The 12,866-nt window shown below is 63.0% G+C and carries 11 protein-coding genes; 3 read left to right on the top strand and 8 right to left on the bottom strand.

The features are described 5' to 3' along the window. Window positions 1-51 precede the first annotated feature (51 nt). The 5 genes from sufU to sufB all read right to left on the bottom strand — a co-directional run bounded on the left by sufU (window position 52) and on the right by sufB (window position 5,649). Window positions 52-615 carry a Fe-S cluster assembly sulfur transfer protein SufU gene (gene sufU / locus BCAL_RS09695; RefSeq protein WP_043164116.1) on the bottom strand — a complete coding sequence of 188 codons (564 nt, stop codon included), beginning with the start codon at window positions 613-615 and terminating at the stop codon, window positions 52-54. A gap of 60 nt (window positions 616-675) precedes the next feature. After that, on the bottom strand, window positions 676-1,947 hold the full coding sequence (locus BCAL_RS09690) for a cysteine desulfurase (protein ID WP_043164118.1): 1,272 nt from the start codon (window positions 1,945-1,947) through the stop codon (window positions 676-678). A gap of 157 nt (window positions 1,948-2,104) precedes the next feature. Then, window positions 2,105-2,893: a Fe-S cluster assembly ATPase SufC gene (gene sufC / locus BCAL_RS09685; RefSeq protein ID WP_043164121.1), complete on the bottom strand. Its 789-nt coding sequence runs from the start codon at window positions 2,891-2,893 to the stop codon at window positions 2,105-2,107. A gap of 3 nt (window positions 2,894-2,896) precedes the next feature. Further along, complete coding sequence (gene sufD / locus BCAL_RS09680; protein ID WP_043164123.1) at window positions 2,897-4,126, bottom strand: Fe-S cluster assembly protein SufD; 1,230 nt, start codon at window positions 4,124-4,126, stop codon at window positions 2,897-2,899. A gap of 5 nt (window positions 4,127-4,131) precedes the next feature. Further along, window positions 4,132-5,649 carry a Fe-S cluster assembly protein SufB gene (sufB, locus tag BCAL_RS09675; RefSeq protein ID WP_274518257.1) on the bottom strand — a complete coding sequence of 506 codons (1,518 nt, stop codon included), beginning with the start codon at window positions 5,647-5,649 and terminating at the stop codon, window positions 4,132-4,134. A 211-nt stretch (window positions 5,650-5,860) separates the two neighbouring features. Between sufB and BCAL_RS09670 the strand changes: the two genes are divergently transcribed. From BCAL_RS09670 to BCAL_RS09660, 3 genes are read left to right on the top strand one after another with little or no spacing between them, the layout of a single operon-like run. Then, on the top strand, window positions 5,861-6,532 hold the full coding sequence (locus BCAL_RS09670) for a response regulator transcription factor (RefSeq protein WP_043164125.1): 672 nt from the start codon (window positions 5,861-5,863) through the stop codon (window positions 6,530-6,532). After that, a complete protein-coding gene (locus BCAL_RS09665) occupies window positions 6,529-7,767 on the top strand; it encodes a sensor histidine kinase (RefSeq protein WP_043164127.1) in 1,239 nt (412 codons plus the stop codon). Before BCAL_RS09670 ends, BCAL_RS09665 begins: the two co-directional genes overlap by 4 nt. A 59-nt stretch (window positions 7,768-7,826) precedes the next feature. Then, on the top strand, window positions 7,827-8,735 hold the full coding sequence (locus BCAL_RS09660) for a TraX family protein (protein ID WP_081887413.1): 909 nt from the start codon (window positions 7,827-7,829) through the stop codon (window positions 8,733-8,735). A 185-nt stretch (window positions 8,736-8,920) separates the two neighbouring features. On the opposite strand, the gene BCAL_RS09655 is transcribed toward BCAL_RS09660, so the two are convergent. The 3 genes from BCAL_RS09655 to BCAL_RS09645 form a co-directional block, all read right to left on the bottom strand. Beyond that, the gene (locus BCAL_RS09655) at window positions 8,921-10,582 is read right to left on the bottom strand and encodes a CTP synthase (protein ID WP_043164131.1); all 1,662 of its coding nucleotides are present in this window, start codon (window positions 10,580-10,582) and stop codon (window positions 8,921-8,923) included. Between the two features lie 65 nt (window positions 10,583-10,647). After that, the gene (aroQ, locus tag BCAL_RS09650; protein ID WP_043164133.1) at window positions 10,648-11,097 is read right to left on the bottom strand and encodes a type II 3-dehydroquinate dehydratase; all 450 of its coding nucleotides are present in this window, start codon (window positions 11,095-11,097) and stop codon (window positions 10,648-10,650) included. A 45-nt stretch (window positions 11,098-11,142) separates the two neighbouring features. Then, window positions 11,143-12,765, bottom strand: coding sequence for a bifunctional shikimate kinase/3-dehydroquinate synthase (locus tag BCAL_RS09645; protein ID WP_043164375.1), 1,623 nt, complete (start codon window positions 12,763-12,765; stop codon window positions 11,143-11,145). Between the last annotated feature and the right edge of the window lie 101 nt (window positions 12,766-12,866).

Raw genomic sequence — 12,866 nt, 5'->3', positions numbered from 1 at the left:
CGCGTCCACGTCTTGGCTATCGGCTGAGAGAGGCCCGGATTCGGGTCACGCTCAGCCGTTCTTGGCGGCCAGCGCCTTCGCGATGGAGTCCTTGAGACCCTCCCATGCGAGCAGCGCACACTTGATGCGCATCGGATACTTGGACACGCCCTGGAAGACGACGCCATCGCCGAGGCTTTCCTCGGCGGCCTCATCGTCAAGGCCCTTGCCGCGGGATTCCATGAGCCTGTGGAAGGTGTGCTCCAGTTCCATCGCCTTGTCGACGGTCTGTCCGTCGACAAGATCGACCATGACGGACAGACTCGCCTGCGAGATGGAACAGCCCTGGCCATCCCATACGACGCGTCTGATGGTGTACGGCTCCTGATCGGAGACCTCCACGTGCACGGTGGCCTCGTCGCCGCAGGTCGGGTTGAACTGGTGGGATTCGCCGGGCGTGCAGTATTCGTGCGTGGCCCGCACCACGGTATCGCCGGAGGCGTCGCCGTCGCCGGTGGACTCCTTGGTCAGGTCCGTTGCGAAATGCTCCTTGCCGTGCGGGTTCTTCGCCGCCTCGAGGATGACCTCCTGATACATCTGTTCGAGGTCATCGCCGCTCATGCCGTAATCGTTCATAGTCTCCTCAATATAGCGCCCTCCCCATGACGGGGAGGGCGAAACAGCAATTTCAGGCTTTCAGGCTCCGAAGAACTTTCGGATGCCCTTCGCCGCCTCGACGAGCGCCTGCGCGTCCTCGACGGTGTTGTACACGCCGGACGAGGCACGGTTGGAGGCGTACAGGCCGAAGTGACGGTGCACCGGCTGCGCGCAGTGGTGGCCGACGCGGATGGCGATGCCCTGGGCGTCGATGTACTGGCCGACGTCGTGCGGGTGCACGCCCTTGACGTCGAACGCGACGGTGCCGATGCGGTCCACGTTCTCGCGCGGGCCCAGAATGCGGATGCCGTCGATGTCGCCGAGCTTGAGCAGTTCGGCGGCGATGGTGCGCTCATGGGCCTCGATGTTCTCCAGACCAACCTTCATCATCCATTCGGCGGCGACGCCTGCGGCCACGACCTGTGCGACCGGCTGGGTGCCGGCCTCGAAGCGTGCCGGAGGCTCCATGTACTGGGCCGGCTGGTCCATCCACGCGAGCTCGACCATGGATCCGCCGAAGCTCGCCGGCGGCAGGGCCTCGAGCAGCTCGCGGCGTCCGTAGAGGAAGCCGACGCCGGTGGGGCCGTACATCTTGTGGGCGCTCCACGCGGCGAAGTCCACGTCGAGCGCGTGGAAATCGACCTTGAGATGCGGCACCGACTGGCAGGCATCGAGGATGAAGATCGCGCCGACCGCGTGCGCGCGGGCGATGATCGGTGCGATGTCGGTGATCGCGCCGGTGGTGTTGCCCACGTGCGTGACGGCGACGACCTTGGTGCGATCGGTGATGACCTCGTCGAGGTTGTCGGTGCGCACGCGGCCGTCCTCGGTCAGGTCGATCCACTTGAACGTGGCGCCCGTACGGTAGGCGAGCTCCTGGAACGGCAGCAGCACGGAGTGGTGTTCGGCCTTGGAGACGACGATCTCGTCACCGGGCTTCAACGCGAAACGCTTGGCGGCCTCTCCCCCACGGCCGAGCGACGCGTTGCCGAATGCGGTGGCCAGCAGGTTGAGACCCGCGGTGGCCCCCGCCGTGACGACGATCTCCTCCTCGCCTTCGGTCGCATTCGCGCCGACCAGCTTCGCGACCTTGGCGCGGGCGTCCTCGAAGGCCATAGTGCTGCGGGCCGCGAGCTCATGGGCGCCACGGTGCACGCCGGCGTTGATCGTGCGGTAGAACTCGCTCTCCGCGTCGATCACGCACTGCGGCTTCTGCGAGGTGGCCGCCGAGTCGAGGTACACGAGCGGATGCCCGTGGATCTCCTGCTTCAGAATCGGGAACTCGTCCCGAATCGCCGCAAAATCTGTCATATTTCCCCCTGTCCCTTAATCATGTGCTTCGTATCGGCACTGGTCAATCCGAGCGTGGTATGGATCACCCGATTCACGACCGTAGGCTTGGCCGAACGGCCTTGAGTGTGTCGTGAACCGGGTGATCCATACCACGCGGACGCTGCTAGAACCGAACTCAGGCCAATGCCGATTCGGAATCCGCACCCTCCGGCAGGTACTCGTCGTAGCCGTGCTCCTCGAGGTAGTCGGCGAGCTCCGGGCCGCCGGTCTTGACGAAGTGGCCGTCGGCGAAGACGTGCACGATGTCCGGCTTGATGTACTTGAGGATGCGCGTGTAGTGCGTGACCATGAGGATGCCGAGATCGGTGTTCTCCTTGGCGCGGTTGACGCCTTCGGACACGATGCGCAGCGCGTCGACGTCGAGGCCGGAGTCGGTCTCGTCCATGATCGCGAACTTCGGCTTGAGCAGCTCGAGCTGCAGGACCTCGGCGCGCTTCTTCTCACCGCCGGAGAAGCCGTCGTTGACGGAGCGGGACGCGAACTTCGGATCCATGCGCAGACGCTTCATCGCCTCGCCGAGCTCCTTGGCCCACGTGCGGATGGCCGGAGCCTGGCCGTCGATCTCGGTCTTGGCGGTGCGCAGGAAGTTGGTCATGGAGACGCCCGGCACCTCGACCGGGTACTGCATGGCGAGGAAGAGGCCCTCCTTGGCGCGCAGATCCGGGGTCTGCTTGAGGATGTCGACGCCATCGAGCAGCGCCTGGCCGGAGTCAACCTCGTACTTGGGGTGTCCGGCAAGCGTGTAGGCGAGCGTGGACTTGCCGGAGCCATTGGGGCCCATGATGGCGTGGGTCTCGCCCGAGTGAACGGTGAGGTTCACGCCTTTGAGGATCTGCTTGCGACCCTCCTTGGTCTCCACGGATGCGTACAGATCCTTGATCTCGAGGGTGTGCTGTCCAGCCATCGTTTACTTGTCCTCCAATACGGCTTGCATGGCGTCGCTTTCTCCTCGTGCGAGACGCCGGTCGATTACGTCCATCAGGTGTTCGGAAATGTAGGGCACGCCGATCTCCTCGACGAGTTCGCCGAAGAAGCCGCGCACGACGAGCTTGCGCGCGTCGGTCTCGCTGATGCCGCGGGACTCGAGGTAGAACAGCTCCTCGTCGTCGAAACGGCCCACGGAGCTCGCGTGGCCGGCGCCGATGATGTTGCCGTTCTCGATCTCGAGGTTCGGCTCGGAGTCGGCGATGGCGCCCGGGGTGAGCACCAGGTTGCGGTTGAGCTCGTAGGAGTCGGTGCCGGGGGCGGTCGGTTGGATGAGCGCGTTGCCGACCCACGTGGAGTGCGCGTCCTTGCCGTCGAGCGCGCCCTTGTAGACGACGCGGGACTTGCACTCGGGGGCGTTGTGCACCACCATCGTGCGATGCTCGATGTGCTCGCCGGGGTCGACGAAGTAGATGCCGAGCATGTTGAGATCGCCCTGCTCGCCGCCGAAGTCCTGATCCATGCGGATGCGGACCACGTCGCCGCCGAGCGTGACGACGGAGTGGCGCAGGGATGCACCCTCCCCCACGCGGATGCGATGGTTGGCGACGTGCTTGGAGCCCTTCGCCCATTCCTGCACGAACGTGGCGGACACGTGCGAGTACTTGCCGGTGACGATCTCCACGCCTTCGGCGAGACGCGCGAGTCCGTGGTGCTCGACGATGACGTCGGCATGGGTGTTGTCGGCGGCCGCGATGACCAGGTGCAGCGCGTCGAGGTCGGCGCCCTGTCCATTGACGTCGATGAGCACCGGCTGAGCGATCTCGCCGTTCAGTTCGACGATGGTCGCGGTACGGCCGGAGTTCCATTCGACGACGGAGGCGCGGTCGTTCGGCTTGGAGACAGTGCCGGACAGGCCCTCGCCGAGCGGCACCTGGCTGATGCGCACGCGCTCGGGGTCGACCGCGGAGCCGTCGGTGTAGCCCACGGCGATGGTCGTCTCGCCGCTCGGAGCGAACACGTCGAAGAACTCGTCGATGCGCTCGAGCGGGGTGTAGCGCCAGTCGTCCTGCTTGCGGGTCGGCATGGCGAAGTCGTTCACGTCGAAGGAGCGGGGCTCCTTGTCGGCGCTGGACGGCATGGCCGCCGGAATCGCGTACGGATCGTTCGGATCCGCGACGGGGATAGTGATTTCAGTGTTGTTCTGCGCCATGGGAATCAGCCCACCGATCCTTCCATCTGCAGTTCGACCAAACGGTTCAATTCGAGCGCGTACTCCATCGGCAGCTCGCGGCTGATCGGCTCGACGAAGCCGCGCACGATCATGCCCATGGCCTCCTTCTCCTCGAGGCCGCGGCTCATCAGGTAGAACAGCTGGTCCTCGGAGACCTTGGAGACGGTGGCCTCATGCGCCATCGTCACGTCGTCCTCGCGCACGTCGACATGCGGGTACGTGTCGGAGCGGCTGAAGTCGTCGACGAGCAGCGCGTCGCACACGGTGGAGTTGGACGAGCCCTCGGCGCCGTCGACGATCTTGACGAGTCCGCGGTAGGCGGAGCGGCCGCCGCCGCGCGAGATCGACTTGGCGACGATCGTGGAGCTGGTGTGCGGGGCGAGGTGGATCATCTTCGCGCCGGTGTCCTGATACTGGCCCTTGCCGGCGAAGCCGAGGGACATGGTCTCGGCCTTCGCGTACGGCTCGGCGAGGATGCAGGCCGGGTACTTCATCGTGGCCTTGGATCCGATGTTGCCGTCGACCCACTCCATCGTGCCGCCCTCACGCACGTAGGCGCGCTGGGTGACGAGGTTGTACACGTTGTTCGACCAGTTCTGCACGGTGGTGTAGCGCACGCGCGCGTGCTTCTCGACGATGATCTCGACGATGGCGGCGTGCAGCGAGTCCTCGGACCAGATCGGGGCGGTGCAGCCCTCCACGTAGTGCACATAGGAGCCTTCGTCGGCGATGATCAGGGTGCGCTCGAACTGGCCCATGGCCGGGGTGTTGATGCGGAAGTAGGCCTGCAGCGGGATGTCCACGTGCACGCCCTTCGGCACGTAGACGAACGAGCCGCCGGACCATGCCGCGGTGTTGAGGGCGCCGAACTTGTTGTCCTCCGGCGGCACGACGGTGCCGAAGTACTTCCTGACGAGATCCGGGTACTCGCGCACGGCGGTGTCGGTGTCGACGAAGATCACGCCCTGCTTCTTCAAATCCTCCTGGATGGAGTTGTAGATGACCTCGGACTCGTACTGCGCGGCCACACCGGAGACGAGACGGTTCTTCTCCGCCTCGGGGATGCCGAGACGATCATACGTGTTGCGGATGTCGTCCGGCAGCTCGTCCCAGCTCTTGGCCTGCTTGTCGATCGGCTTGACGTAGTACTTGAAGTCGTCGGCGTTGAATCCGGACAGGTCGACGCCCCAGTCGGGCATCGGCTTGTCGAGGAACGCCTTGTAGCCGCGCAGACGCATGTCGAGCATCCATTCCGGCTCGTGCTTGTCCGCGGAGATGGCGCGCACGACGTTCTCGTCGATGCCTCGCTTCGCGGCCTCGCCGGCCGCGTCGGAGTCATGCCAGCCGTAGGTGTAGTCACCGAATTGGCTGATGATCTCGTCATCCTTCTTCAGTTTCTCTTCGTCCACACGCGCTCGATCGGCCACATACTGGCTCATCTCCACGTCGGACGCGGCGTTGGGCGCCTGTTGGGTGTCGCTCACCTTGACGCTGCCTCCCATCGTTCGAAAGTTCCTACGTAAACCTAGCAGAAGGGCCGCCGGAACTCCATAACGACACCGCATGTCGGCTATGCGCGCAACGTGAGCTTGATAACGGCGGGTTCCATTATGACGGGTTCCTCGGGTTCGGTCGTTCCCGTGTTCACGGCTGATGCGATGACCGGTGTGATAATGATGCGGGAGACCCGTTCCCCCATGAGAGGACGTGAACATGGATGCACACGATTGGCGTCTGGGATTGGTTGACGATGACGCTCTGACTCTGGCGGCGTTGTCCTCGTTGGTCCGGTCCAGATTCGCCGATGGCGGCATGTCGGTGGCATGGTCGGTCCGTTCGGGAGATGAGGCGGTCGACCTGTGCCTCGATCGGAGTACGCGCCCGGATGCGGTTCTGGTGGATATGGGGATGGATGATGTGGACGGCGCGATGACGATGCGCCGCATCCGTCGACTGTCGACCCGAATCATGCTGCTTGCGATGACCTCGCATTCGTTGACGAGATACCGGGAGCTGGCCCGATCCTCCGGAGCCGCCGTCCTGCTCGACAAGGCGGACTTCTCCGGCCTGGCCTGCTGTCTGCGTGACTGCGCCGCGGGGAGAAAGCCGCGGAACGGGTTCGGCACGGTGACGCAGGGATCCTTGTCCACCGGCGAGCAAGCCTCTCCACTCTCGGGATCACGAACCGTGCGTTCCCTGTCCGCGCGGGAGATGGAGGTCATGGATTGGACCATCGAAGGGCTGACGGCCAAGGAGGTCGCCGCAAAGATGGCGATCTCCGAACCGACGGTGAAGACTCATATCCGTCATGTCATCATCAAACTCCGGGTGAGGAACAAACTACAGGCGATACGCCTGTGGTCCGAGATGAGGAGGGATGGATGAGACGGAAGTTTCCTCATTTCCGTGCGTTCGATCGGCTCCGACGCCCCTATGTTGCGGTGATGATCATCGTCGTGATCGTATGCACGGCGCTCATCTATGCCACCGATGGCGACTATTCATTGCCGCAGACGATGTACTCATTCGCCCATATCTGTCTTCTCGTGGGGTTGTACTGGCATCCGACCTACTGCGCCTGTGCGATCATCGCCCTGTCTATTGCAGCGGAGCTCGCACCTGAGGCCATGTTCATGAAACAGCTCTGGTGCCTTTGGCTAGCGGCAGGACTGCTTGGATATCATCGACGTCTTCGTATGGCGTTCTCACTGCTGCTGATCCAGACGCTCATCATGATGATGTCGTTATCGGATCAGCATCAGATGGACGACTGGAATGTTCCTGGAGTGCTGTCGTTCAACATTATCTGTGCGATCATGCTCGTCGTCGGGTATGCATTGGCGGAGCATCAGGAGGCTGATCGGCTGCGTAGGAAGGCGCAGGAGAGAGAACGTCTGGCGATCGAACAGGAACGTCTGCGTCGTGATATGGCTCTGGCAAGTAGGATCCATGATTCGACGACCCGCGGTCTGGCACTCATCTCGCTGTTGTCCGAGGAATGCATTACGGACAGCGCCAATGCCAAGCTGCCCGACGTATTGAAGGAGCGGATCACCCTCATCGGTTCGACTGCGCGGTCCACTCTGCAGGACGTCCGCAAGGTGATCGATGTATTGAACCGGGACGAGCGGGATGAACGAGATGCGGATGCGAAGGGCGAAAGCACCTCAGACGAACCGATGGAATCGATGCTGACCCAGCTTCTGGCCGATAACGACAAGCATATGGCAGCAATCGGCGTACAGGGAAGCAGCGTCATGACGTCATCCGCATCATCGGCTCTGACCGTATCGTGCATCGATCGGGAGACGATGCAGGAGGTCAGGGATCTCATCAATCAGATGTACACCAACATCGCGGTTCACGGCGCGCGCGGTACGGACGCCTACCACGTACGTATGGAACTCACCGATCGTGCGCTTCGCATACGGGAGTTCAACGCCATCGGCCGGACCGACGACCGTCTCCACACAGGCAAGGGCCTATCCATGCATCGAACGCGCATCATGGCAATGGGTGGTATCCTCCATACTCATGGTGAGGACGATATATGGACTCTACAGGTGGAAATACCCATACAGCCTCACACATCATCCCACTCATCGTCTTTTAGACGATGATGGTGGAAGGGTCGTTACGTTGCATGGTATGAGCAATGATCGTGTGACGGGATGACGACATGAATAGTTTCCAGTTGAAGGTCCTTGCCTGCGTGCTCATGGTCATCGATCATGTGGCCGAGTTCCTGCCGGGCATGCCGATATGGATGCATTGGATCGGACGGTTGTCGGCACCCATCTTCTACTTCCTCATCGGATGGAGCTGCGTCTACACCAGCAACCGAAGACGGTTCCTGCTGCGATTGTATGTTGCCAGCGTCGGAATGTCCGTCATCCAGGCGCTGTCGTCCATGTTCTCGTCCACCTTGCCGGAGCTCAACGTGTATCCGATCGAGAACAACATCTTCGCCACCTTGTTCCAGATGAGTCTCGTCATCTGTCTGCTGTCCACATCGACATGGCAGAAACGACTGCGCAACATCTCGATCTATGTCCTCATCCAACTTGTCATCGGCATCTCTGTGTATTTCCTGACGAACATCATCTACAAGCTGCCCTATGGAGAGGCCCTCGACTACATACTGCTCCGTGCAAGCGGCACCGTGCTGGATCTTGAGGGAGGGTTGTTCGCCGTCACGATCGGCGTCGTGCTATGGGCCACGCATGATCATCGCTTGCGTCTGTCTTTGGCTCTCGTCGGACTGGCCGCGACGGATCTGGTCCTGAGCGCGTCCGGTGTGCTGTATTCGATCACGACCGCTCTCATGTATCGGTTCCCGGATCCGGCGCAGGCGGTCGTATCGATGAATCGCATATGGGACGTGATGGGATTCTCCCCGTTCAACTTCGGGCAGTCCCCCATCACCGTGAACTACCAGTGGATGAAGGTCTTCGCGCTGCCGTTCATGCTGGTGTACAACCACCAGCGCGGACCACATGTGAAGTGGTTCTTCTACGTGTTCTACCCGGCGCACATCGTCGTGCTGTTCCTCATTGGGACGGTGATGAATAACCTCGTGGCGGGTTGATCTCCGGTTTCTCTCCCCCAGTCAGCTCCGCTGACAACCCCCTCGTCAGAGGGGGCCACACACACCGGATACTCCAATAAATGATATGAGGCGGATGCCATGACCACAATGGTCTACGGCATCCGCCTCATATCATTTATCGGATCGGTGGATCGCCGAATCCTCCGATCCGACAGCCGATCAGATCAGCGCGCTTCCTTGTGGTCGAGCGCGGCCTTGACGAGGCCAGCGAACAGCGGGTGCGGCTTGGTCGGGCGGGACTTGAACTCCGGATGCGCCTGGGTGGCCACGTAGAACGGGTGGACCTCCTGCGGCAGTTCGACGAACTCGGTGAGCTCGCCGTCCGGGCTCTGGCCGGAGATGCGCAGACCGCCCTCGCGCAGACGATCCTTGTAGGCGACGTTCACCTCGTAACGGTGACGGTGACGTTCAGTGACGTGCGTGGTGCCGTACAGTTCGGCGACCAGCGAACCCTCCTCGAGCTCGGCCGGGTAGGAGCCGAGACGCATGGTGTGGCCCATGTCGCCGTGACCGGCGACGATGTCCTTCTGCTCCTCCATCGTGGCGATGACCGGGTTGGCACAATCCGGCTCGAACTCGGTGGAGTTCGCATCCTCGATGCCGAGCACGTGACGCGCGTATTCGATGACCATCGACTGCAGACCCAGGCACAGGCCCAGCGCCGGCAGCTTGTTTTCACGGGCGAACTTCAGCGCGCCGATCTTGCCTTCGATGCCACGGATGCCGAAGCCGCCGGGGATCACGATGCCATCGATGTTGTCGAGCGCGGCGGCCGCGCCCTCCTCGGTCTCGCAACGATCCGCCGCAACCCACTTGACGTTGACCTTCGCCCAGTTGGCGAAGCCGCCGGCCTTGATGGCCTCGGTGACGGACAGGTACGCATCCGGCAGGTCAATGTACTTGCCGACGATCGCGACGTTCACCTCGTGCTTCGGGTGATGGACGCGTTCGAGCAGATCCTCCCACTCGTCCCAGTCGACGTCATGGAACGGCAGGCCGAGCTCACGCACGACGTAGGCGTCGAGACCCTCGTCGAACAGGATCTTCGGCACGTCGTAGATGCTCTGGGCGTCCACGCAGTTGACCACGCCCTCCTCGTCCACATCGCACATGAGGCTGATCTTGTCCTTGATGGACTGGTTGAGCGGACGATCGGAGCGCAGCACGAGCGCATCCGGCGTGATGCCGAGCTGACGCAGCATCATGACGGAATGCTGGGTGGGCTTGGTCTTGAGCTCGTGGGCGGCGGAGATGTACGGCACGAGGGACACGTGCACGAACATGCAGTTGTCGCTCCCGAGATCGCGACGCACCTCGCGGGCCGCCTCGAGGAACGGCTGGGATTCGATGTCGCCGACGGTGCCGCCGATCTCGGTGATGATCACGTCCACGTCATCGCTCGCCTGGGCGCGCATACGGGACTTGATCTCGTTGGTGATGTGCGGGATGACCTGCACGCACTGGCCGAGGTACTCGCCGGCACGCTCCTTGCGCAGCACCTCCTGGTAGATCTGGCCGGTGGTGACGTTGGCCTTCTGGGAGAGGAAGACATCGAGGAAACGCTCGTAGTGGCCGATGTCGAGATCCGTCTCGGCACCGTCTTCGGTGACGTACACTTCGCCATGCTGGAACGGATTCATCGTGCCCGGGTCGACGTTGATGTACGGATCGAGCTTCTGCTGCAGCACATGCAGACCGCGGGAACGCAGCAGGCGGCCGAGAGAGGATGCGGTCAGGCCTTTGCCGAGGGAGGAAACCACGCCGCCGGTGACGAAGATATGCTTGGTGACGTGCTCTTGGGAATTGCCATGTGTTCTTCTAACCATGGAATTTCATCCTATCATCCGTCCGTGACGCGGCGTGTTCCCTTTCCCTCGTTCGGTTAGTCGTTTCAGGCGCTGACGAGATGGGCGATGGCCTCGAGGGCCAGCTTGTAACCGTAGAAACCGAGACCGGTGATGGTGCCGGTGGCCACCGGGGAGATCACGGAGCGCTTGCGGAACTCGTCGCGGGCGGACGGGTTGGAGATATGCACCTCCATGAGCGGCAGGCCCGCATCTCCGACCATGTGCGCGGCGTCGGCCAGCGCGTACGAGTAGTGGGTGAACGCGGCCGGGTTCATGACGATCGGCGTCTTCTCGTCGGCGGCCTGATGCATCCAGTGCACCATCTCGGCTTCGTCGTCGGTCTGACGCACCTCGACCTCAAGATCCAGCGCCGTACCCCATTCGGTGCACAGGCGACGGAGCTCCTCCAGATCCTGACGGCCGTATACGTCGGGCTGGCGTACGCCGAGACGACCGAGGTTCGGTCCGTTGACGACGATGACTTTCGTGGTCATGATGACTGATTCTCCTTTCGGGAATGAATGCTCGGGAACGAACACTCAGGAACGGATGCGACGGAACGCCTCTTCGACGGCGTCGGCCGGCGGGTTCTCCAGATGGATGACGTTGCCGGGACCGCCATCGAGCACGACGAAGCGCAGCATGTTGCCGCGCGCCTTCTTATCCTTGTGCATCAGCGCGAGCACGTCCTCGAACGAGCCGCCGTTCCATGAGGTCGGCAGGCCCAGCGAGGAGAGTAGCGAGCGATGGTAGTCGACGAGATCCTGATCGATGTAGCCGAGGATGTGCGCCAGTTCGGCGGCGTACACGGTGCCGACGGCCACCGCGTTGCCGTGACGCCAGCGGAAGTGCTCGAGCTTCTCGATCGCGTGGGCGAGCGTATGCCCGTAGTTGAGGAACTCGCGCTTGCCCTTCTCCTTCAGGTCGGCGGACACGTGGTGAACCTTGACCGTCACGGTGCGCTCGATGAGCTCGGAGACGACGTCCTCCAGGCCGGAGCCGAGGAACGTGGCGCCGTCGAAGGCGCGCAGTTCGTCCGCATGCGCCTCGAGGATCCTCAGGATCTCCGTATCCTCGATGAAGCCTGATTTCGCGACTTCGCCGAGTCCCTCGATGAAGATGTCGTTGGGCAGCGAGGCCAGCGTCTTCGTATCGGCGAACACGCCTGCGGGCGTGTAGAACGATCCGACGAGGTTCTTGCCGGCGCTCGTGTTGACGCCGGTCTTGCCGCCTGTGGAGGCGTCGACCATGGCCAGCAGCGAGGTCGGGCAGTTGGCGTAGCGGATGCCGCGCATCCACGTGGCCGCAATGAAGCCGGCCAGATCGGTGGCGGCCCCACCGCCCACGCCGACGATCGCATCGGAACGGGTGAAGCCCTCGTCGCCGAGACGCTCCCAGATGCGATTGGCGACCTCGACGGTCTTGCCCGCCTCGGCGTCCGGCACGACGATGTCGTAGACCTCGTAGCCGGCCTGACGCAGCAGGGCGCGGGCGCGGTCCGAGTGCCGCTGCACCGGTTGCGTGTGGATGAGCGCCACCTTGTTGACCGTGTCCCCGAAGACCTCGGTCACATGGTTCATCGTGCCTTCGCCGATCACCACATCGTAGGGTTCGATGGCGGTGCCGGTCACATGCACGCGACGTTCGGAAATCATGTCCATCACCTTTCTCGCGGCGACCTGCGGCGTCTGCCGACGCGTATGCACCAGCACATTCGCGACTTCGCGGAACACCGGATCGCGTTGTTTGTAGAGCTTCTTCCATCGGGCGTTGGCGTCGCCGGCGAGCATCGGGCGTCCGCCTCCGCGATTGGCGCGTTCCATCGCCTCCTCGGGATCGGCGTCGAGATAGACGACACGGCCGCCCGCGGCGATGTAGTCGGCCAGGGCATCCTGCGTCGACGGGGTCATCGGGGCGCCTCCGCCAAGGGAGAAGATGCCGTCGAAATCCTCCAGGAAGTCGGCGATCAGATCGGCCTCGACCTTGCGGAACGCGGGTTCCCCGTACTTCTCGAAGTACGCGGGGATCTTCATGCCGACCTCGCGCTCGATCTCCACGTCCGCGTCGGCGAACGGGATGCGCATCATGTGCGCGACCTCCTTGCCGACGCGCGTCTTGCCCGCGCCCATCATGCCGATGATGACGGCGCGCGGGCGCTTCACCTGGGGATTCCGGGAATCCTGCAGATCACCGGAATCCCGCAGACCCTGCGTGCGGGGGGCGCGGGTACGGGCGCGTTCGTTGCGGACGCCGGCATCCTGTG

Origin of the sequence: Bifidobacterium callitrichos DSM 23973 (genome assembly GCF_000741175.1) — a bacterium.
Lineage (GTDB): Bacteria > Actinomycetota > Actinomycetes > Actinomycetales > Bifidobacteriaceae > Bifidobacterium > Bifidobacterium callitrichos.
The sequence above is the reverse complement of the archived record's forward strand: the minus strand, read 5'-3'. Positions and strand labels throughout refer to the sequence as shown.

What these genes read in the sequence shown, in the direction of transcription:
- sufD (WP_043164123.1), bottom strand. Translation starts at nt 4,126, where the DNA reads ATGGCGCAGAACAACACTGAAATCACTATCCCCGTCGCGGATCCGAAC.
- aroQ (WP_043164133.1), bottom strand. Translation starts at nt 11,097, where the DNA reads ATGACCACGAAAGTCATCGTCGTCAACGGACCGAACCTCGGTCGTCTC.
- sufU (WP_043164116.1), bottom strand. Translation starts at nt 615, where the DNA reads ATGAACGATTACGGCATGAGCGGCGATGACCTCGAACAGATGTATCAG.
- sufB (WP_274518257.1), bottom strand. Translation starts at nt 5,649, where the DNA reads ATGGGAGGCAGCGTCAAGGTGAGCGACACCCAACAGGCGCCCAACGCC.
- BCAL_RS09660 (WP_081887413.1), top strand. Translation starts at nt 7,827, where the DNA reads ATGAATAGTTTCCAGTTGAAGGTCCTTGCCTGCGTGCTCATGGTCATC.
- BCAL_RS09665 (WP_043164127.1), top strand. Translation starts at nt 6,529, where the DNA reads ATGAGACGGAAGTTTCCTCATTTCCGTGCGTTCGATCGGCTCCGACGC.
- BCAL_RS09655 (WP_043164131.1), bottom strand. Translation starts at nt 10,582, where the DNA reads ATGGTTAGAAGAACACATGGCAATTCCCAAGAGCACGTCACCAAGCAT.
- BCAL_RS09670 (WP_043164125.1), top strand. Translation starts at nt 5,861, where the DNA reads ATGGATGCACACGATTGGCGTCTGGGATTGGTTGACGATGACGCTCTG.
- sufC (WP_043164121.1), bottom strand. Translation starts at nt 2,893, where the DNA reads ATGGCTGGACAGCACACCCTCGAGATCAAGGATCTGTACGCATCCGTG.
- BCAL_RS09690 (WP_043164118.1), bottom strand. Translation starts at nt 1,947, where the DNA reads ATGACAGATTTTGCGGCGATTCGGGACGAGTTCCCGATTCTGAAGCAG.